At 63.8% G+C, this 19,567-nt stretch carries 17 protein-coding genes and 1 tRNA gene; 12 read left to right on the top strand and 6 right to left on the bottom strand.

The genetic code is table 11. The annotated features are described in order from the left end of the window. Nucleotides 1-37: 37 nt before the first annotated feature. Nucleotides 38-334 (top strand): antibiotic biosynthesis monooxygenase family protein, encoded by a 297-nt coding sequence (locus tag FJV43_RS00530; RefSeq protein WP_028155908.1) that lies wholly within the window; start codon nt 38-40, stop codon nt 332-334. 90 nt (nt 335-424) lie between these two features. Here the strand turns inward: FJV43_RS00530 and FJV43_RS00525 are convergent, their stop codons facing one another. Then, complete coding sequence (locus tag FJV43_RS00525; protein WP_239623879.1) at nt 425-1,570, bottom strand: AI-2E family transporter; 1,146 nt, start codon at nt 1,568-1,570, stop codon at nt 425-427. Nucleotides 1,571-1,848: 278 nt separating this feature from the next. Between FJV43_RS00525 and FJV43_RS00520 the strand changes: the two genes are divergently transcribed. Continuing rightward, on the top strand, nt 1,849-2,622 hold the full coding sequence (locus FJV43_RS00520; protein ID WP_239623878.1) for a gamma-glutamyl-gamma-aminobutyrate hydrolase family protein: 774 nt from the start codon (nt 1,849-1,851) through the stop codon (nt 2,620-2,622). Nucleotides 2,623-2,965: 343 nt separating this feature from the next. Here FJV43_RS00520 and FJV43_RS00515 read toward each other — a convergent pair whose 3' ends face one another. After that, the gene (locus FJV43_RS00515; protein ID WP_239623877.1) at nt 2,966-3,943 is read right to left on the bottom strand and encodes a helix-turn-helix domain-containing protein; all 978 of its coding nucleotides are present in this window, start codon (nt 3,941-3,943) and stop codon (nt 2,966-2,968) included. A gap of 147 nt (nt 3,944-4,090) precedes the next feature. Here FJV43_RS00515 and FJV43_RS00510 point away from each other — a divergent pair, with 147 nt between their 5' ends. The 3 genes from FJV43_RS00510 to FJV43_RS00500 all read left to right on the top strand — a co-directional run bounded on the left by FJV43_RS00510 (nt 4,091) and on the right by FJV43_RS00500 (nt 6,657). Then, nucleotides 4,091-4,348: a tautomerase family protein gene (locus FJV43_RS00510; RefSeq protein ID WP_239623876.1), complete on the top strand. Its 258-nt coding sequence runs from the start codon at nt 4,091-4,093 to the stop codon at nt 4,346-4,348. 168 nt (nt 4,349-4,516) lie between these two features. Next, nucleotides 4,517-5,899, top strand: a complete 1,383-nt coding sequence (locus tag FJV43_RS00505; RefSeq protein WP_239623875.1) for a nodulation protein NfeD — start codon at nt 4,517-4,519, stop codon at nt 5,897-5,899. After that, nucleotides 5,896-6,657, top strand: a complete 762-nt coding sequence (locus tag FJV43_RS00500) for a slipin family protein (protein WP_239623874.1) — start codon at nt 5,896-5,898, stop codon at nt 6,655-6,657. Before FJV43_RS00505 ends, FJV43_RS00500 begins: the two co-directional genes overlap by 4 nt. Before the next feature lie 81 nt (nt 6,658-6,738). On the opposite strand, the gene glnA is transcribed toward FJV43_RS00500, so the two are convergent. Together glnA and FJV43_RS00490 are read right to left on the bottom strand one after the other, a co-directional pair. After that, complete coding sequence (gene glnA / locus FJV43_RS00495) at nt 6,739-8,148, bottom strand: type I glutamate--ammonia ligase (RefSeq protein ID WP_239623873.1); 1,410 nt, start codon at nt 8,146-8,148, stop codon at nt 6,739-6,741. 152 nt (nt 8,149-8,300) lie between these two features. Then, on the bottom strand, nt 8,301-8,639 hold the full coding sequence (locus FJV43_RS00490; protein ID WP_007603495.1) for a P-II family nitrogen regulator: 339 nt from the start codon (nt 8,637-8,639) through the stop codon (nt 8,301-8,303). 382 nt (nt 8,640-9,021) lie between these two features. On the opposite strand from FJV43_RS00490, the gene FJV43_RS00485 reads away from it, so the two are divergent. Together FJV43_RS00485 and FJV43_RS00480 are read left to right on the top strand one after the other, a co-directional pair. After that, on the top strand, nt 9,022-10,521 hold the full coding sequence (locus FJV43_RS00485; protein WP_239623872.1) for an NAD(P)H-hydrate dehydratase: 1,500 nt from the start codon (nt 9,022-9,024) through the stop codon (nt 10,519-10,521). Further along, nucleotides 10,521-10,958, top strand: a complete 438-nt coding sequence (locus FJV43_RS00480; RefSeq protein WP_239623871.1) for a GNAT family N-acetyltransferase — start codon at nt 10,521-10,523, stop codon at nt 10,956-10,958. The genes FJV43_RS00485 and FJV43_RS00480 overlap by 1 nt, the downstream gene beginning before the upstream one ends. 4 nt (nt 10,959-10,962) lie before the next feature. Here FJV43_RS00480 and FJV43_RS00475 read toward each other — a convergent pair whose 3' ends face one another. Then, nucleotides 10,963-12,264 (bottom strand): multicopper oxidase domain-containing protein, encoded by a 1,302-nt coding sequence (locus tag FJV43_RS00475; RefSeq protein WP_239623870.1) that lies wholly within the window; start codon nt 12,262-12,264, stop codon nt 10,963-10,965. A 154-nt stretch (nt 12,265-12,418) separates the two neighbouring features. Between FJV43_RS00475 and FJV43_RS00470 the strand changes: the two genes are divergently transcribed. The 3 genes from FJV43_RS00470 (at nt 12,419) to FJV43_RS00460 (ending at nt 15,051) form a co-directional block, all read left to right on the top strand. Next, nucleotides 12,419-12,503, top strand: a tRNA-Leu gene (locus FJV43_RS00470). A gap of 172 nt (nt 12,504-12,675) precedes the next feature. After that, a complete protein-coding gene (tig, locus tag FJV43_RS00465) occupies nt 12,676-14,037 on the top strand; it encodes a trigger factor (protein ID WP_239623869.1) in 1,362 nt (453 codons plus the stop codon). A gap of 378 nt (nt 14,038-14,415) precedes the next feature. Then, nucleotides 14,416-15,051, top strand: a complete 636-nt coding sequence (locus tag FJV43_RS00460; RefSeq protein ID WP_028181340.1) for an ATP-dependent Clp protease proteolytic subunit — start codon at nt 14,416-14,418, stop codon at nt 15,049-15,051. Between the two features lie 25 nt (nt 15,052-15,076). On the opposite strand, the gene FJV43_RS00455 is transcribed toward FJV43_RS00460, so the two are convergent. Continuing rightward, nucleotides 15,077-15,316 (bottom strand): hypothetical protein, encoded by a 240-nt coding sequence (locus FJV43_RS00455; protein WP_239623868.1) that lies wholly within the window; start codon nt 15,314-15,316, stop codon nt 15,077-15,079. Between the two features lie 179 nt (nt 15,317-15,495). Between FJV43_RS00455 and clpX the strand changes: the two genes are divergently transcribed. Together clpX and lon are read left to right on the top strand one after the other, a co-directional pair. Continuing rightward, nucleotides 15,496-16,767: an ATP-dependent Clp protease ATP-binding subunit ClpX gene (clpX, locus tag FJV43_RS00450; protein ID WP_008547851.1), complete on the top strand. Its 1,272-nt coding sequence runs from the start codon at nt 15,496-15,498 to the stop codon at nt 16,765-16,767. A gap of 320 nt (nt 16,768-17,087) precedes the next feature. Further along, nucleotides 17,088-19,511, top strand: a complete 2,424-nt coding sequence (lon, locus tag FJV43_RS00445; protein WP_028181341.1) for an endopeptidase La — start codon at nt 17,088-17,090, stop codon at nt 19,509-19,511. The last annotated feature ends 56 nt before the right edge of the window (nt 19,512-19,567 follow it).

Genomic DNA, 19,567 nt, shown 5'->3' with positions numbered 1-19,567 from the left:
CGGTAGACACGCCGATCGAACGAAAGGGTGGAAACCGATGATCACCGAGATCGCGCAAATCGACGTCAAGCCGGGTAGCGAGAAGGATTTCGAGGCGGCCGTCGCCAAGGCCAAGGCCGCCTTCGGCGGCTCCAAGGGGTTTCACGGCTTCGAGTTGCACAAATCCATCGAGAAGCCGCAGCGCTATCGGCTGATGGTGAAGTGGGCGACGCTGGAGAACCACACCGTCGACTTCCGCGGCTCGGAGAATTTCACCGAATGGCGCGGCCTTGTCGGCCAGTATTTTGCCTCGCCCCCCGAGGTCGAGCACACCGAGACCGTGCTGACGACCTGAGCGGCTCTATTTCTGGAGCATGATCTCCGCGCAAACGCGTTCCGCGTTTGTCGCGAAGGAAAACCGCTGCGCACTTTTCCGGATCATGCTCTACGCCGCCTCGGCGAGCGGCGGCGCCTCATACGTCTTGAAATGGTCGATCATGACCTTGGCGATGGCGACCAGCGGCAGCGCCAGCGCGAGGCCCCAGATGCCGAACACGACGCCGAGCAGGATCTGGAACGCGAACAGCGTGGCCGGCGGGATGTCGAGCGCCTGCCGCTGCAGGATCGGCGTCAGCACGTAGCTCTCCATGGCGTGCACGCCCATGAAGAGAAGAAAGGCCGACAGTGCGGGAATCCAGCCCGAGGCGAGGCTCGCCAGCACCACGATGACGCCGGCGATGATGGCTCCGACGGTGGGGATGAACGCGAGCAGGCCCGCCTGGATCCCTAAGATGAACGCGCCGGGGATGCCGATGATCGCAAGCCCGATCCAGGTCACGACACCGACCGCGATCATGACGACGATCTGGGCGATCAGCCAGCGCTCCAGCGTTTCGCTGATACGGTCGATGACGAGGGCCACACGCGTGCGGTGCCTTGCCGGTGCCAGGAACAGCAGGCCGTCATGATAGACGCCCGGCTGGGCGGCGAAGGCAAGGCCCAGGAACAGTACGATGAAGATGTTGCCCACGCCGTGAATGGTGCCGAGCAGCAGCTTGAAGGTCTGGCTGACGATCGCCCCGCCGCTGGAGGCGAGCGCGCCGGCACCGGGCAAGGGCCCGCGCGATGGCGCCGCTGGCGCGGGCGTCGCGTCCGGCGAGGTCGTGGCGTCCGACGCAGCGTTGCCGAGATCGAAGAAGCTGGTGTCGATGCCGTGGGTTTCCAGGAAGGACCTGACATTCACGATCTGCGACTTGATGGTCTTGCTCAGCAGCGAGGCCTGTTCGGCAATGGTGGCGCCGCCCAGATAGGCGATGCCCGCGAGAAGCAGGGCGAGCGCGACGCAGACGATCGCAAGTCGGACCGTATGAGGCAGGTGAACCCGGCGGCCGAGCGCATGGACCAGCGCGTTGAGACCGAGGCCGAGCAGCATGCCGGTGAAGATCAGCAGCAGGGTGGCCGCAAAATACCAGGTGAAGGCGAGCAGTGCGGTGAACAGCACGACCCCGATGCCTCCGACCGAAATCGCCCAGGCCTGATCCCGAGCCAGGTCGCTGCGGGTCCGGAGGCGTTCATCTCTGGGAATCGTCACATTGGATCCTTTTCGAGGGGGCGGCGCCAGCGCACTCTTTCGCGAAATCCTGGCGCGGATCAAGCGGGACACGCGCCGGATCGGCGCGCTGGTCGCCAACGCGGGGCTGTAAGTCCCCTTCGAGCGATCGGACTCGCCGCCGCCCGGCCTGCCACGGCGCTCCAGTCCGGGTATTTGCGCGAAAATAGCATTGCCGTCCCGCGATCCCTTCTGTTGAATTTGTTCCATCGGAGGGGCATGTTGACAGAATCTTCTTACCTGGAGGCGCGGAACGACAGATGAGAAAGCCGGTCGTCGGCGTGATCGGGAATTCCCATCGCGTCGAAAATCGATTTCAGGTCCAGATGGTCGGCGAGCGAAACCTGCGCGCCGTGGCTGAGGTCTCCGGCGGCTTGCCGGTGATGTTCGCGGGTTCGCCCGACATCACGGATATCGCGGCGCTGCTCGATACCGTGGACGGCATCATTCTCACCGGCGCCCGCGCGAACGTGCACCCGACCCGTTTCAACGTCGATCCTTGCGAGAAGCACGAGCCCTACGACATCCACCGCGACGAGGTGGCGCTGGCGCTCTCAGTTGCCTGCGTCTCCCGCGGCATCCCGCTGTTCGGTATCTGCCGCGGTCTCCAGGAGATGAACGTCGCCTTCGGCGGCTCGCTGCATCCCGAGATCCGCGAGATCCCGGGCCGTATGAACCATCGCATGCCCCGGCTCGAGAACGGCGAGATCCATCCCGATCCGACGGTGGTGTTCGCCGACCGCCATGACGTCGACCTGACGCCGGGCGGGGCGTTCGCAAAAATCCTCGGCTGCGAGAAGATCCGGGTGAATTCGCTGCACGGCCAGGGCATTCTCGAACCCGGCAAGCGCGTCCTGATCGAGGGCGTCGCCGAGGACGGCACCATCGAGGCGATCCGCATCGCTGAAGCCCCGGCCTTTGCGCTCGGCGTGCAATGGCATGCGGAGTACGATCCGCAGCACAACCCGATCAACCGCAAGCTGTTCGAGGCCTTTGGCCAAGCGCTGGTCGCGCGGCAGAGGGCGGCGGCGTAGCTCGCGCTCGTGTCCCGGACGCGCTGCAGCGTTCTTGCGCTGCTGCGCAGAGCCGGACTCAGCGTCGCGCCGTGGAGCGCAGTTGCATGGACCCCGGCTCTGCAGCGCACCACTGAAGAAGCGCTGCGTCCGGAGCATCAATACGCATTCCAAATCTTGGCAAGCCAATCTTCAGCGGCATAAACCAATCAGTAGGAATTGGTCCGCCCCGATTTTTGCGGTGCTGATTTGTTCTTTGAGAACGAAGTGGAGTCAGATGCAGAACGAGAGCTGACGGCTTTCGGCAAGGGCTGCGTCCGCAATCTCGTCGTCATAGGCTTGGAGCAGATCATTTCAGCCGGCCTCACGCCGCGTGTTCCATCCTCCGTGCGCGATAGGCCCGCGGTGACATCAGTGTCAGCTTGCGAAACGCCTTGCGGAAGCTGCTTTCGTCCTCATAGCCGGCGGCACGCGCGATGGTCTTGACCGGCTGTGCCGTCGTCTCCAGCAGCGTGCGCGCGTGCTCGACGCGGCGGCGCATGATGAAGGCTTGCGGCGGCTCGTGCGTGAGTTCCTGAAACTTCCGGTTCAGCGTGCGCTCGCTGAGGCCGAGCGCACCGGCGAGACGTTTGACCGTCATCGGGCGCTTGCCGGTGCGTCGAACCAGCAGGTCGGCCCTGGTCAGCAGCGGGTCCTGCGAGAGCAGATAGCCGACGGGCATGAAGATCGACTGGGTGCGCTGCGCCGTGTCGATCACGACGTAGTCCGCGCACAATCTTGCGGTCTCCTTGCCCTCGACCATCTCGATCAGCCTGAGCAGGAGGTCCACCCAGGACATCGGTCCAGCCGCACAGACGATGCGGTCCGCCGCGGTGATGACGGCATCCGGGGCGAGGTCGATGGTTGGATGCCGCTGCCGCAATTCGCCTTGCAGCCACCAGGTGATCGTCGCGCGGCGGTTGTCGAGCAGGCCGGCGCCTGCGAGCAGGAACACGCCGCTGCAAAACGCGCCGATCAGGCGGCCATTCGCGTGCTGCCGCCGGAGCCAGGCGCCGGCCCGGGCATATTGCGGTTGCAGGCGTTTTGCCGTGACGTGATCGACGAGGTTGCCGGGAACGAGGATCGCGTCAAGGGACGCGCGTTTGCCGATCGCGCCGTCGACCGCGACAAGCTGGCCGCCGCCGGCGCGCACGGGCTTGCCGTCGAGCGAAAGCGTCTGCCAGCTGAAGCGGGGTTTTGCGCCGCTCTGCTGCATGACGTGATTGGCGAGCGACAGGACGTCGGCGACGCCGGCGATCGCCGAATGCATGCAACCTTCCAGCGCCAGAACTGCGAGCTTCATGAGACCCCCGGGTGATGCCGTATCCTAGCCGATCGGTGCGCGGGCGTGTGGCGGAAATTGCCCGATGTCCGTCTTATCTGCCACTGCCGTGCCGAGAGCGTCCGGTCCAATCTGGCGCCGTCGTCACCGACATGATTGGAGAGAGACATGCCTTACGTCACCATTTCCACCGTCCGCGGCATTCTGGATGCTGCGCAGAAGAAGATTCTGCTCGAACGCGTCACGGACCTGCTGGTCGAGGTCGAAGGGCAGGGCAGCCCCGATTTCCGCCGCAACGTCTGGGTCAGGATCGAGGAGCAGGAGCCCTCGCACTGGTCCCTGGGCGGCATGCAGCCGACGAGCGAGATCATCGCCGGCACGTTCGGCCCGATCGGGGCGGATGGCATGCGGGTCGCGCGGCCGTAGCAGCGGCATCGTGCGCGGGCGGATCAGCCGAAGGCTTGGTCCGCCCCTGTGCGCAATCTGCCTGCGGGGCGATTTCCATTGCATCGCACAATCACGACAATGGTCTGCACGCGGCCACATTGAGGTTCGACCGGCGCGCACCATATGCTCTGAAAGGGAGCCCGTGCCGTGCAGACCATGAAGGCGGCCCTCGTTGCGACGATCACCGTCGTGGCTTTGATCTGCTGCCTCCTTCCCAGTTCAGCGGAGGAGAGCGGCCGTGTTGCACTTGTTGTTACGATCGACGGGGCGATTGGCCCGGCGTCGGCCAGCTACGTGCAGGAGGCTTTGGCCAAGGCGGGCGAACGGCGGGCCGAGGTCGTGCTTCTGAGGATGAACACTCCCGGCGGTCTCAATTCCAGCATGCGCGAGATCATCGCTGATGTGCTCGCGTCGCCCGTTCCTGTTGTCGGCTACGTCGCTCCCTCCGGCGCCCACGCGGCGAGTGCCGGGACCTATATCCTTTATGCGACCCACATCGCGGCGATGGCACCAGGCACCAATATCGGGGCGGCGACGCCGGTGCAGATTGGCGGGCCGCTTCCGGGCCTGCCGAGCGGCACACCCGAGAAGGATGGCAAAGACAAGAAGGATGAGCCGAAGGACGCGATGACGGCGAAGGCCACGAACGATGCCGTCGCCTTCATCCGCAGCCTCGCCGAGCTGCGCAACCGCAACGCGGACTGGGCCGAGAAGGCGGTCCGTGAGGCTGCAACACTCTCTGCCAACGGCGCGCTGGAGGCACATGCCATCGATCTCGTCGCGCGCGATCAGGCTGAATTGCTGCGGCAACTCGATGGTCGTGTGGTGGAGGTTGCCGGCGGCAGGACGCAACGCCTCGCGACGAAGGATGCTGTCGTCGAAGCCATCGACCCCGGACCGATATCCCGCTTCCTGGCAGTCATCACCAATCCGAACGTGGCATTCATTCTCCTGATGGTCGGCATTTACGGCCTGATCTTCGAGTTCGTATCTCCCGGTGCGGTCGCGCCGGGAGTCGTCGGCACGATCTGCCTGCTGACCGGCCTCTACGCACTCAATTTGCTGCCGATCAATTATGCCGGTCTCGCCCTGATGTTGGTCGGACTGGTGCTTCTCACCGTCGAAGCCTTCAACCCGACCGTGGTGGTCGGCTTCGGAGGGATCATCGCCTTCGTGCTGGGAGCGATGATGCTTTTCAGGAGCGAGGCGCCTGGCTACCAAGTGTCGTGGTGGGTGATCGGCGCCACTGCGGCAGTGTTCAGCGGCTTTGCGCTGATCGTGCTTGGTTCGCTTCGGCGCGTCCGCAAAGCTCCTGCGCTGGTCGGCGCACAGGCCATGCGCGGCTTGCCCGCCGAGATTCTCGACTGGAACGGGAACGAAGGTCATGTCTTCGCCCATGGTGAGCGCTGGCAGGCGCGCGGCGCCGAGACGTTCAGGCCCGGAGAGATCGTCGAAGTCGCCAACATCATCGACCTGACGCTGCTGATACGCCGCACACCCGCCCGAACAGGCGAGGGAGGTACGTCATGATGCTCGAATATCTGACATATGCGGCGCTTGCGCTGCTCGTCGTCGTGTTTCTGTCCCAGGCTATTCGAATCCTGCGCGAATACGAGCGTGGCGTGATCTTTACGCTCGGCCGCTTTACCGGCGTGAAGGGCCCGGGTCTCATTCTCCTCGTGCCGATCGTGCAGCAGCTCGTAAAGGTCGATCTGCGGGTCATGGTGCAGGTCGTGCCGCCGCAGGACGTGATTTCGCGGGACAACGTGTCCGTCAAGGTGAATGCCGTTCTGTACTTCCGCATCGTCGATCCCGAGCGGGCAATCATCAAGGTCGGCGACTACATGGCGGCGACCAGCCAGCTCGCCCAGACCACGCTGCGTTCGGTGCTCGGCAAGCACGAGCTCGACGAGATGCTTGCCGAGCGGGACAGGCTGAACGCCGACATCCAGGAGATCCTCGACAAGCAGACCGACGTCTGGGGCATCAAGGTCACCGGCATCGAGATCAAGGACGTCGATATCAACGAAACCATGGTTCGCGCGATTGCCAAACAGGCCGAGGCGGAACGCCTGCGGCGGGCCAAGGTGATCAACGCGATGGGCGAGCAGCAGGCGGCCGAAAAGCTGGTCGAAGCCGGCCGGATCCTCGCGCAGGAGCCTCAGGCCATGCAGCTGCGTTACTTCGCGGCTCTGCACGACATCGCCGGCGAGCGGTCCTCGACCATCGTCTTTCCGCTGCCGACGGGCTTGCTCGACCACTTCATGCCGCGGCCAAATAACCCGTAGCGATAGGCTTGCCGCAACGTCCAAAACGAAAAGGCGCCCCTTTCGGAGCGCCTTTTGCCTGTCGTGGTCTGTTCGAGCCGATCAGCCCGAATAGTACATGTCGAACTCGATGGGGTGCGGGGTCATCTCGAAGCGCTCGACCTCGGTCATCTTCAGCTCGATATAGGCGTCGATGAAGTCGTCGTCGAACACGCCGCCGGCCTTGAGGAAGGCGCGGTCCTTGTCGAGGTTCTCGAGCGCCTCGCGCAAGCTGCCGCATACCGTCGGAATCTGCTTCAGCTCTTCCTTCGGCAGGTCGTAGAGGTCCTTGTCCATCGCCGGACCCGGATCGACCTTGTTCTTGATGCCGTCGAGGCCGGCCATCAGCATCGCGGCGAAGCCGAGATAGGGATTGGCGAGCGGATCGGGGAAGCGCACCTCGACGCGCTTGGCCTTCGGCGAAGCAGTGTAGGGGATGCGGCAGGACGCCGAGCGGTTGCGCGCGGAATAGGCGAGCAGCACGGGGGCCTCATAGCCCGGGACCAGACGCTTGTAGGAGTTGGTCGAGGGGTTGGTGAAGGCGTTGATCGCCTTGGCGTGCTTGATAATGCCGCCGATGTAGTGGAGGCAGGTCTCCGACAGGTCGGCATATTTGTTGCCGGCGAACACCGGCTTGCCGTCCTTCCAGATCGACTGGTGCACATGCATGCCCGAGCCGTTGTCGCCATAGACCGGCTTCGGCATGAAGGTGGCGGTCTTGCCGTAGATGTGCGCGACCTGATGGATGCAGTACTTGTAGATCTGGAGGTGGTCGGCCATCAGCGTCAGCGTGTCGAACTTCATGCCGAGCTCGTGCTGGGCGGAAGCGACCTCGTGGTGATGCTTCTCGACCTTGACGCCCATCTTGGCCATGGCCCCGAGCATCTCCGAGCGCATGTCCTGCACGGAGTCCTGCGGCGGCACCGGGAAATAGCCGCCCTTGGTGCGGACGCGGTGGCCGAGATTGCCGCCCTCATATTCGGTGTCGGAATTGGTCGGCAGCTCCGAGGAGTCGAGGCGGAAGCCGGTGTTGTAGGGGGTGGAGGAGAAGCGCACGTCGTCGAACACGAAGAACTCGGCTTCGGGGCCGACGAACACGGCGTCGCCCACGCCCATCGACTTCACCATCGCCTCGGCCTTCTTGGCGATGCCGCGGGGGTCGCGGTTGTAGGGCTCGCCGGTGGTCGGCTCGAGCACGTCGCAGGTGATGACCATGGTGGTCTCGGCGAAGAACGGATCGATCGTCGCGGTCACCGGATCGGGCATCAGGCACATGTCGGACTCGTTGATCGCCTTCCAGCCGGCGATCGAGGACCCGTCGAACATCGTCCCTTCGGCGAAGATGTCTTCATCGATCATGCTGACGTCGAACGTGACGTGCTGCCACTTGCCGCGCGGATCGGTGAAGCGCAGGTCGACGTACTTGACGTCGTTGTCCTTGATCGATTTCAGGACGTCTTTGGCGGTCTTCATGCATACCCCTTTTGGCTCTGCGGATCGGTTTCCAGATGAGCAAACTCGTTCTCGCTTTGGGCGAGTTTTGCGCGACCGCACAAACGAAATCAGGCCGCCGAAGCAGCCTTATTTCTTGTCGGAGTGTCGCAAAATGCGGGATAGCACCCGGCTCAGATAGCGTCCAGCCCGGATTCGCCGGTCCTGATGCGGATCGCCTCTTCGATGTTGGAGACGAAGATCTTGCCGTCGCCGATGCGGCCGGTCTGCGCGGCGCGGCGGATCGCGTCGATGGCGCGCTCGACCAGATCGTCGCCGATCACGATCTCGATTTTTACCTTCGGCAGGAAGTCGACGATGTATTCTGCGCCGCGGTAAAGTTCGGCGTGACCCTTCTGCCGGCCGAAGCCCTTGGCTTCGGTGACGGTGATGCCCTGAAGGCCGACTTCCTGAAGCGCTTCCTTCACCTCGTCGAGCTTGAATGGCTTGATGATGGCTTCGATTTTCTTCACTGCGCGACTCCCGGCCTCTCGATCAAATAGCAACGTCTTCGTCAGGATGCGCATTTCTCAACGCACGATCTTGTCTTCATCTATGCCGGGATCCCTGACCAGTCCGGCAACAACGGCCGGCCACACCCTCTAAGATGCCAGTGAGCACGACGAACCGAAGCGGCTTCCTCGAAAGCAGGGTCTATGCCAAGTTGCAAATGCCCTGGTTATTGGAGCGTTATCAGCCTTTTAACGAGCATCCCTGGGTGGTGGCGCCGATCTGCACAAAATACCGAAGACTACGAAATAGGCAAACGGTTCAATATATGTGCAGATCGATGTTTTCGCCGTCGGATCGGCACGGAAGGTGCCTGTTGAAGAGGCGATTGTACTAGGAAGTGGCATGGAAGTTCTGACCAACGCCGAAATGCAGCGCGCCGACCAGCTCGCCATTGCGGCCGGTACGCCCGGCTTCAAGCTGATGCTGAGCGCGGGCCAGGCGGTCGCCAAGGCCGCCCATGCCCTGGTGGAGGAGGGGCCGATCCTGATCGTGGCCGGCCCGGGCAATAATGGCGGCGACGGCTTTGTCGCGGCCGCCGAGCTCGCCGCGCAGGGGCGGGAGGTCTCGGTGATCCCGATGTGCGAGCGCGATCAGCTCCAGGGCGATGCGGCCTCCGCGGCGCGCGGCTGGAAGCATCCGGTGCTTCCGTTCAACCCCCAGGCAATCGGAAAGCCTGCGCTGATCGTCGATGCGCTGTTCGGCGCCGGTCTCAGCCGTCCCGTCGACGGCGAGGCGCGCGAAATGATCGAGGCGATCAACGCCAACGGTGCCCCGGTGCTCGCGGTCGACCTGCCGAGCGGCATCAACGGCACCAGCGCGGCCGTCATGGGGGTGGCGGTGAACGCCACCGAGACCGTCACCTTCTTCCGCAAGAAGCCGGCGCATCTGCTTCTGCCCGGGCGGATGCATTGCGGCCGCGTGCGCGTCGCCGACATCGGCATCGATGCGCAGGTGCTGGACGAGATCGCGCCGCAGACCTTCGAGAACGATCCGGACCTCTGGGGCGCCGCCTTTCCGGTGCCGCGCATCGATGGCCACAAATACGCGCGGGGTCACGTGCTGGCGGTGTCCGGCGATGCGGCAGCGACAGGCGCCGCGCGGCTCGCTGCGCGCGGAGCGCTGCGGGCTGGCGCAGGCCTCGTGACGCTGGCGAGCCCGCGCGATGCGCTCGCGATCAATGCGGGCGCGCTGACTGCTGTGATGGTTCGCCCCGTCGACACCGCGATCGAGTTCGGCGAGCTGCTCGGCGACAAGCGCTATAGTACCTGCATCATCGGTCCCGGCGCGGGCATCGGTGAGCGCACCTGCGACCTCGTTCACACTGCCCTCAACGCGCAGCGGCATCTGGTGCTCGATGCGGATGCGCTGACGAGCTTTGCCGCGACCCCCGAGCGCCTGTTCGAATCGATCAAGTCCTCGCAGGACAACGCGGTGGTGCTGACCCCGCACGAGGGCGAGTTTCCGCGCCTGTTCTCCGATCTCAGCAACAAGCATCCCGGCCGCTCCAAGCTCGAGCGCGTCCGCGCTGCCGCCGAACGCTCCGGCGCCGTCGTGCTCCTGAAAGGCCCGGACACCACCATCGCCGCCCCTGACGGCCGCGCCACCATCGCCGCCAACGCGCCGCCCTGGCTCGCCACGGCCGGTGCCGGCGACGTGCTCTCCGGCATCATCGCAGGGCTCCTGGCGCAAGGCGTCCCGGCTTTCGAAGCCGCCAGCATCGGCGTCTGGATGCACGGCGAGGCGGCAAGCGAGGCGGGGCCGGGTCTGATCGCCGAGGACCTCACCGAGACCCTGCCGGCCGTGCACCGGCGCATCTATGATGCGCTCGGGGTGGAATACTGATGCTCAGGCAGCTCGCGCTCCTGGAAATGGGCGCGGCGGCGCAGATCCATCGGATCGCGTTTGACCAAGCGATGCCGTGGCTGGTCGGGCTGCACACGCCGGATCAGGATCGCTGGTTCTATCGCGAGCGTGTTTTCCAGACGTGCCGGGTATGGGGACGCTTCGACGGCGATCAGCTGAGCGGGATCATCGCGTTTCGGGACGGCTGGGTCGAGCAGCTCTACGTTCGTCCCGCGGCACAGGGACGGGGGTTCGGCACCGAACTCCTCAACGTCGCCAAAGGCACCTGCGATCGGCTGGATCTCTGGACCTTCCAGCGCAATGCGTCGGCGCGGCGCTTCTATGAGATGCGCGGGTTCACGCTGATCGAGCAGACCGACGGAGCACGGAACGAGGAAAAGGAGCCGGACGCTCGCTATCACTGGATACGCCAGTAGGCGCTCACTCCACCGCGTACCAGCGCACCAGGCGCGGCGCGGCCCAGTCGGTTGCGACGGATTCGATCAGCCAGCGTCCGGGTGAGATTGCCGCGAATGCGATGCGCTGGGTCTGGCCGGGCTCGATCGCGAGCGTGTCGAGCCAATAGGGCTTCCAGCCGTCGTCGAGCGAGTCGAGCAGGCGGAAGGGGTGGCCGTGCAGATTGAAGATGGTGGCGATCGGACCGGAGTTCTTCAGCGTCAGCACGACGGTGCGGCCGGGCTTGGCGCGGAAGACGGGGGCGGAGGCCGTGGAGAAGTTCGCGGGCCGCGTCCAGGCGGCGTCGGCTGCGCCAAGCGCGACATCGAACCGCAGGGCGCCTCTCAGATCGAGCTTCTCGGGAAGGTCGTTCGAAGGGAGCGGCTGCGGCGGCAACAGCGGCGCGCGCTCCAACTTCCCGGAGATGACGAGGCTTCCGACCTGGCGCGCCTCCTTGCCGTCATGGAGCAGGAATGGGGCCGATGTCGCTGCATCCACAAATGCGTCGGCTCGCGCGCCCGGGGCCAGCACCAGGGCGCCATTGCGGGCGGGGAACGGCTCGGCCGGCTGGCCGTCCAGGGCCATCACGCGGACCTCGTGGCTTCCCAATCTGATCGCCAGAACAGTACGTTGGGAGCCGTTGATGAAGCGTAGCCGCAGCCGCTCATTGGCCGCGGCTGAGAGTTCGAATGAAGTTCTGCCATTGACCGTGTAGAGCGGTGTCGTGTCCTTCGGGTCCTGGCCCGGCGGGACCGCGGTGCCATCCGGCCGCAGACGCCATTCCTCGATCAACAGGACCTCGTCACGGTCGGCCGCAACCCGGCTGGTCTCGGCCACGATGATCGGGAGCGGGCGCGCAGGCTGCTTCAGGCTGCCCTCGAAGAGACGGAAGTCCGCCAGCAGGGTTCCCGCGTTTGGTGTTGAAATAATTGATGTTTCGGTCGTGTCTGGTGCGGCGGGCGCGCGCCCTCGCAGCGGGTCGGCGGCAGTCGCGCCATTGAGGCCGTACCAGACCGGCGCAAGTGGCACAGGCAGGTCGTTGCGAAACACCACCTCGCATCGGTCGCCGCGCTTGAGACGGACGTTCCCGAGATGGCTTACGGCGGCCAGCTCCCAGATTGCTGTAGCTGGTTGCCCCGCCTTCGAAGCCAGGGTTGCCGGCCTTGCCTGAAGCGCAAGCTGGGCGGTCACAAGCGGCCCTGCGCCGCCGGTCATCAACCCGGTCGCCGAGGCCCCGAGACCGGCCAAAACCTCGCGTCGGGTCGGGTCGTGAATCCGCGGTTTCATGGGGCGATCCGGATCATGCCGCGCTGGATAAGTCCAGCCATCGTGCCTACTTGAAGCATGCCTCCAACCAGCCATTTTTTTGCTGCGAACAGTCAGGCACATGCTATAAGCCCGGCCGCCCGCGGCATCGCGGCCGGTCTTGATGCAAATTCACGCGGGCGTGGCGGAACTGGTAGACGCGCTGGATTTAGGTTCCAGTGACGAAAGTTGTGGGGGTTCGAGTCCCTCCGCCCGCACCAAGCGCTTATCGCGTTTGCACGGATTACGAGACCTGCTTCTGCGGATGATCGTCCGTCTGGAGCCGGTCCGATGAACCACCGGTGGTGAGGCGTTTGCCTCGCGCCGGATCGATTAATGACAGCGTCCCGACGCGCGACGTGCCGGGACCGAACGAGAAGAAGATTGGACGCCATGCAGGTCACAGAAACCCTCTCGGAAGGTTTGAAGCACGAGTTCAAGATCAGCGTTCCCGCGTCTGATCTCGATGCCAAGGCCGGCGCCAAGCTCGTCGACCTCAAGGACAAGGTCCGCATCAACGGCTTCCGTCCGGGCAAGGTGCCGGTCGCGCACCTGAAGAAGGTCTATGGCCGCTCTGTGATGGCCGAAACCATCGACCAGACCATTCGCGACACCAACACGCAGCTGTTCTCCGAACGCGGCTTCCGCCTCGCGACCGAGCCGAAGATCACCATGCCGACGGAGCAGAAGGATGTCGAGGAGCTGCTGAGCGGCAAGACCGATCTGACCTACACGGTTGCGATCGAAGTGGTGCCGGCGATCGCGCTCGCCGACTTCAAGACCTTCCAGGTCGAGAAGCCCGTCGCCGACGTCACCGACACCGACGTCGACGAGGCGATCAAGCGCATCGCCGATACCAACCGCACCTTTGCCGACAAGGGCGAGGGCGCCAAGGCTGCCTCGGGCGACCGCGTCACCATCAACTTCAAGGGCAGCATCAACGGCGAAGTCTTCGAGGGCGGCACCGGCGAAGGCATCCAGGTCGTGATCGGCTCCAACACCTTCATCCCGGGCTTCGAGGAGCAGCTGATCGGCATCGGCGCGAACGAGATCCGCACGCTGAAGGTGTCGTTCCCCAAGAACTACATGAACGACAAGCTCGCTGGTCAGCCGGCCGAGTTCGAGACCACTGCGACCCTGATCGAGGCGCCGCAGGACCTTGCGATCGACGACGCATTCGCCAAGTCGCTTGGACTGGAATCGCTGGACAAGCTCAAGGAAGCCGCGCGCGAGCGCCTTTCTGCCGAGTTCGCGACCGCGACGCGCCAGCGCGTTAAGCGCGCGCTGCTCGACCGCCTCGACGAGGCGCATCGCTTCGAGGCGCCGCCTTCGCTGGTCGACGAGGAGTTCAATCTGATGTGGAACTCGGTCAAGGCCGAGATGGATTCCGCCGGCAAGACCTTCGCCGACGAGGACACCACGGAGGACGCCGCCAAGGAGGAGTACCGCAAGATCGCCGATCGCCGCGTGCGGCTAGGCCTCGTGCTCTCCGAGATCGGCGAGAAGAACAAGATCACCGTGACCGACGACGAGGTCGGCCGCGCCGTGATCGAGCGCGCGCGCTCGATGCCCGGCCGCGAGAAGGAGGTCTGGGACTATTACCGCAACAACGCCCAGGCGTTGGCCCAGCTTCGTGCACCGATCTACGAGGACAAGGTCGTCGACTTCATCCTCGAACTCGCCAACGTGACCGAGAAGAAGGTCTCGCGCGAGGACCTCTACAAGGACGACGACGCGGAAAAGACCGCAGCCTGAAGGGTCTGTAGCGTTTTCGAGCGAAGTGGATACCGGTTCGCGTAGAGAAAACGCGTCAAAACCAAAATCCAGAGGCCCGTTCCGATACCATCGGAATGGGGCTCTGAGACAGTCTTCCATTAAGGATGATCAGCGAAGGGGCCCAGCTAGCCAGATGGCCGGCTGGGCCTCTTTGTACGAATCAGCTTCAACTGGTTCGAGGATTAAGCCTTAATGCGCTCCGCACTTGTCAGGAGCGAATTGGGCTATATCTGTCGCTACGCCTTCTACCTCTACCAAGTTCCTGCATCACAGGACGTCCATTCGCCCTTCCGGCAAATCCAGCCAAACTGGCGGCCAGGCCCGGCGATGTCCGTCTCCGAAAACCCTAGGTGACTCATGCGCGATCCGGTTGAAACCTACATGAACCTCGTGCCCATGGTGGTCGAGCAGACCAACCGTGGCGAGCGCGCCTACGACATTTTCTCGCGCCTCCTGAAGGAGCGCATCATTTTCCTGACCGGGCCGGTCGAGGACGGCATGTCGACGCTGGTCGTCGCGCAGCTGTTGTTCCTCGAGGCGGAAAACCCGAAGAAGGAAATCTCGATGTACATCAATTCGCCGGGCGGCGTGGTGACGTCGGGCCTTGCGATCTACGACACCATGCAGTTCATTCGCCCGCCGGTCTCGACGCTGTGCACGGGCCAGGCGGCCTCGATGGGCTCGCTGCTGCTCGCCGCCGGCGAGAAGGACATGCGCTTCTCGCTGCCGAACGCGCGTATCATGGTGCACCAGCCCTCCGGCGGCTTCCAGGGCCAAGCCACCGACATCATGCTGCACGCCCAGGAAATCCTCAACCTGAAGAAGCGTCTCAACGAGATCTACGTCAAGCACACCGGCCAGACCTACAAGGCGATCGAGGATGCGCTGGAACGCGACAAGTTCCTGACTGCGAACGACGCCAAGGAGTTCGGCCTGGTCGACAAGGTCATCGACAGGCGCGCCGAGGAGCCGGCGCCGGTGAAGGCTCCGTAGCACTACGGGTCGTCACGGCGATCCCTCAGATCGCCGTGGACCCGTCGGGGTGCGGCCACGTTAGGTGCGGGTGCGCGCGTCGCAAAATGCGGTTTTGCGCGCTGCGACACGCAGAAAGTTCCGCTTTCGTGCTTTTTTCGTGGCAATCCAGCAACGCCGGGGTGATTTCGATCACTTCGTCCGTGCCAAGACCGGAAATCACGGTATTGTCACGGGTAGCCGGCGGCGTCCGATTAGCGAATTCTTGATAGTCGGGTGACAGCATGGTTGGCTACGACTGATCGGCTATGATCGCGGGAGAATCGAGTGACCGTGATTCGCACGGGATGTAATGCGTAGGGTCTTTTTTGGTACGGAATTTGCTCTACTTAAGCTTCATGCCGGCCATCGTGTCGGAATGGAGCGATCGAGCGGAACGGGATCGAACCGCGGACGGAGACAGGAATGAGTAAGGTCGGCACGAGCGACTCCAAGAACACGCTATATTGCTCGTTCTGCGGCAAGAGCCAGCACGAAGTCCGCAAACTGATCGCGGGTCCCACGGTCTTCATCTGCGACGAGTGCGTCGAGCTCTGCATGGACATCATCCGCGAGGAGAACAAGTCCTCGCTGGTCAAGTCGCGCGACGGGATTCCGACGCCGAAGGAAATCTGCAAGGTGCTGGACGATTACGTGATCGGCCAGAGCCATGCGAAGAAGGTCCTGTCGGTCGCGGTGCACAACCACTACAAGCGCCTCAATCATCAGACCAAGCACAACGACGTCGAGCTCGCGAAGTCGAACATCCTGCTGATCGGTCCGACCGGCTCGGGCAAGACGCTGCTCGCGCAGACGCTCGCCCGTATCCTGGACGTGCCGTTCACGATGGCGGATGCGACGACATTGACCGAAGCCGGCTATGTCGGCGAGGACGTCGAGAATATCATCCTGAAGCTGCTCCAGGCCGCTGACTACAATGTCGAGCGCGCTCAGCGCGGCATCGTCTATATCGACGAAATCGACAAGATCAGCCGCAAGTCCGACAATCCCTCGATCACGCGCGACGTGTCGGGTGAGGGCGTGCAGCAGGCGCTGCTCAAGATCATGGAAGGCACGGTGGCTTCGGTCCCGCCGCAGGGCGGCCGCAAGCATCCGCAGCAGGAGTTCCTGCAAGTGGATACCACCAACATCCTCTTCATCTGCGGCGGCGCTTTCGCCGGCCTCGAGAAGATCATCTCGGCGCGCGGGCGGTCGACTTCGATCGGCTTCGGCGCCCAGGTGCTCGCCCCCGAGGACCGCCGTACCGGCGAGATCTTCCGTCACGTCGAGCCTGAGGACCTCCTGAAGTACGGCCTCATCCCCGAGTTCGTCGGCCGTCTGCCGGTCGTGGCGACGCTCGAGGACCTCGACGAGACCTCGCTGAAGAAGATCCTGACCGAGCCGAAGAACGCGCTGGTGAAACAATACCAGCGGCTGTTCGAGATGGAGAACATCGAGCTGACTTTCGCCGACGAGGCGCTTGGCGCGGTCGCCCGCAAGGCGATTGAGCGCAAGACCGGCGCGCGTGGGTTGCGCTCGATCCTCGAGGCGATCCTGCTCGAGACCATGTTCGACCTGCCGGGCCTGGAAGGTGTGGAAGAAGTCGTGATTTCCCGCGAAGTGGTGGAAGGAACGGCGCGTCCGCTCTACATCTATGCCGATCGATCTGATCGTGCCGTCGAGAACGCCAGCGCCTGATCTGGCGGCGCTGGAGCGCTCCAATCCTCTCCTCGAGATGGGCTGCGGAACTGTATCTCCGCAGCCGGTGTTGCGTCGCTTATTTGCGTGCGTAAGCGCCTGATGGCGCGCGTTTTTCAATGACTTGACACCCCCCGGGTCGATAGCCACCTAATGTCGGCGGCGAGCGAAAATTCTCTTCAAGATTCGCCTCAGTCAATCCGGCGAGCCGGTCCAACTCGTAGAGGACCGATCGGTTCTGCGGATCACCTCGGCACCTTGTGGCGGTTGCGCATCATCAGCGGGCTGCGTGCAAGGGGGCAAAGCAAAAGGAAAAGGCCATGACCAATCCCAAACCCCGGCCAACCATCGTCCATGGCGAAACGCACGCTTATCCCGTGCTGCCGCTGCGCGACATCGTCGTCTTCCCGCACATGATCGTGCCGCTCTTTGTCGGCCGCGAGAAGTCGATCCGCGCGCTCGAAGAGGTGATGAAGAACGATGCGCTGATCATGCTCGCGACGCAGAAGAACGCGTCCGACGATGATCCGGCGCCTGATGCCATCTACGAGACCGGGACGCTTGCCAGCGTGCTCCAGCTCTTGAAGCTTCCGGACGGCACCGTGAAGGTGCTGGTCGAAGGGCTCGAGCGTGCGCGCGTGGCAAAATACACCGACCGCGCCGACTATTACGAGGCAACTGCCGTTGCGCTCGCCGACACCGATGCGAAGTCGGTCGAGGCGGAAGCGCTGGCGCGCTCGGTCGTGTCCGACTTCGAGAGCTATGTGAAGCTCAACAAGAAGATCTCGGCCGAGGTCGTCGGCGTCGTGCAGGCGATCACCGACTTCGCCAAGCTCGCCGACACCGTTGCCTCGCATCTCGCCGTCAAGATCGCCGACCGCCAGGGCATCCTGGAGACGCTGTCCGTCACCACGCGCCTGGAGAAGGTGCTGGGTCTGATGGAGAGCGAGATCTCGGTGCTGCAGGTCGAGAAGCGGATTCGTTCTCGTGTCAAACGACAAATGGAGAAGACCCAGCGCGAGTATTATCTCAACGAGCAGATGAAGGCGATCCAGAAGGAACTCGGCGACGACGACGGTCGCGACGAGCTCGCCGATCTCGAAGAGAAGATCTCCAAGACCAAGCTCTCCAAGGAAGCGCGCGAGCGGGCGCAGCATGAATTGAAGAAGCTGCGCCAGATGTCGCCGATGTCCGCGGAAGCGACCGTTGTGCGCAACTATCTGGATTGGCTGCTGTCGATTCCGTGGAACAAGAAGTCCAAGGTGAAGAAGGACTTGGAGGCTGCGCAGGCCATCCTGGATTCGGATCACTATGGGCTCGAGAAGGTCAAGGAACGCATCGTCGAGTATCTCGCGGTGCAGTCGCGCGCCAACAAGCTGACGGGCCCGATCCTGTGCCTCGTCGGACCTCCCGGCGTCGGCAAGACCTCGCTCGGCAAGTCGATCGCGAAGGCGACGGGGCGCGAATTCGTGCGCGTCTCGCTCGGCGGCGTGCGCGACGAGGCCGAGATCCGCGGTCACCGCCGCACCTATATCGGCTCGATGCCCGGCAAGATCATCCAGTCGATGCGCAAGGCGAAGTCGTCCAATCCGCTGTTCCTGCTGGACGAGATCGACAAGATGGGCGCCGATTTCCGCGGCGATCCGTCCTCGGCCTTGCTCGAGGTCCTCGACCCCGAGCAGAACGCGACGTTCAACGACCACTATCTCGAGGTCGATTACGATCTGTCCAACGTGATGTTCATCACGACCGCGAATACGCTGAATATTCCCGGCCCGCTGATGGACCGCATGGAGATCATCCGGATCGCGGGCTACACCGAGAACGAGAAGGTCGAGATCGCGCGCAAGCACCTGATCCCGAACGCGGTGTCCAAGCACGGCCTGGACTCCAAGGAGTTCTCGATCGACGACGACGCGCTGCTGCTTCTGATCCGCCGCTACACCCGCGAAGCGGGCGTGCGCAATCTGGAGCGTGAGCTCTCGACACTCGCCCGCAAGGCGGTGAAGGAGCTGATGATCTCCAAGAAGAAGTCGGTCAAGGTCACCGAGAAGACTCTGGAAGAGCTGCTCGGCGTGCCGAAGTACCGCTTCGGCGAGATCGAGAGTGAGCCGCAGGTCGGCATCGTCACCGGCCTTGCCTGGACCGATGTCGGCGGCGAGCTGCTGACGATCGAAGGCGTCATGATGCCCGGCAAGGGCAAGATGACGGTCACCGGCAATCTGCGTGACGTGATGAAGGAGTCGATCTCGGCGGCGGCGTCCTACGTCCGCTCGCGCGCGATCAACTACGGCGTCGAGCCGCCGCTGTTCGACCGGCGCGACATCCACGTGCACGTGCCGGAGGGCGCGACGCCGAAGGACGGTCCATCCGCCGGTGTCGCCATGGCCACCGCGATCATCTCGGTCATGACCGGCATCCCGGTGCGCCACGATGTCGCGATGACCGGCGAGATCACGCTGCGCGGCCGCGTGCTGCCGATCGGCGGCCTGAAGGAGAAGCTGCTGGCGGCGGCCCGCGGCGGCATCAAGACGGTGCTGATCCCCGAGGACAACGCCAAGGATCTCACGGAGATTTCCGATGCGATCAAGGGCGGCATGGAGATCATCCCGGTCTCGCGCCTCGACGACGTCATCGCCAAGGCGCTGGTGAGGAAGCCCGTGCCGATCGTCTGGGAAGAGGACACCAAGGTGACGGTGAAGCCTGATGGCGACGAGGCCGCCGGCGGCCTGACCGCTCACTGAGGTTCGGCGAAAGATGATAAAACGGCGCCTTCGGGCGCCGTTTTTGTTTTGGGGGA

The sequence above is a fragment of the Bradyrhizobium sp. I71 genome, assembly GCF_022354745.1.
Taxonomy (GTDB): domain Bacteria; phylum Pseudomonadota; class Alphaproteobacteria; order Rhizobiales; family Xanthobacteraceae; genus Bradyrhizobium; species Bradyrhizobium liaoningense.
Note: the sequence above shows the minus strand (reverse complement) of the source record. Positions and strands in the feature narration are given on the sequence as shown.

Excerpts from the sequence above, each read along its gene's own strand:
- FJV43_RS00510 (WP_239623876.1), top strand. The coding sequence starts at position 4,091 with ATGCCTTACGTCACCATTTCCACCGTCCGCGGCATTCTGGATGCTGCG.
- FJV43_RS00520 (WP_239623878.1), top strand. The coding sequence starts at position 1,849 with ATGAGAAAGCCGGTCGTCGGCGTGATCGGGAATTCCCATCGCGTCGAA.
- FJV43_RS00460 (WP_028181340.1), top strand. The coding sequence starts at position 14,416 with ATGCGCGATCCGGTTGAAACCTACATGAACCTCGTGCCCATGGTGGTC.
- FJV43_RS00480 (WP_239623871.1), top strand. The coding sequence starts at position 10,521 with ATGCTCAGGCAGCTCGCGCTCCTGGAAATGGGCGCGGCGGCGCAGATC.
- FJV43_RS00515 (WP_239623877.1), bottom strand. The coding sequence starts at position 3,943 with ATGAAGCTCGCAGTTCTGGCGCTGGAAGGTTGCATGCATTCGGCGATC.
- FJV43_RS00485 (WP_239623872.1), top strand. The coding sequence starts at position 9,022 with ATGGAAGTTCTGACCAACGCCGAAATGCAGCGCGCCGACCAGCTCGCC.
- tig (WP_239623869.1), top strand. The coding sequence starts at position 12,676 with ATGCAGGTCACAGAAACCCTCTCGGAAGGTTTGAAGCACGAGTTCAAG.
- FJV43_RS00475 (WP_239623870.1), bottom strand. The coding sequence starts at position 12,264 with ATGAAACCGCGGATTCACGACCCGACCCGACGCGAGGTTTTGGCCGGT.
- clpX (WP_008547851.1), top strand. The coding sequence starts at position 15,496 with ATGAGTAAGGTCGGCACGAGCGACTCCAAGAACACGCTATATTGCTCG.
- FJV43_RS00500 (WP_239623874.1), top strand. The coding sequence starts at position 5,896 with ATGATGCTCGAATATCTGACATATGCGGCGCTTGCGCTGCTCGTCGTC.
- FJV43_RS00455 (WP_239623868.1), bottom strand. The coding sequence starts at position 15,316 with ATGCTGTCACCCGACTATCAAGAATTCGCTAATCGGACGCCGCCGGCT.
- lon (WP_028181341.1), top strand. The coding sequence starts at position 17,088 with ATGACCAATCCCAAACCCCGGCCAACCATCGTCCATGGCGAAACGCAC.
- glnA (WP_239623873.1), bottom strand. The coding sequence starts at position 8,148 with ATGAAGACCGCCAAAGACGTCCTGAAATCGATCAAGGACAACGACGTC.
- FJV43_RS00530 (WP_028155908.1), top strand. The coding sequence starts at position 38 with ATGATCACCGAGATCGCGCAAATCGACGTCAAGCCGGGTAGCGAGAAG.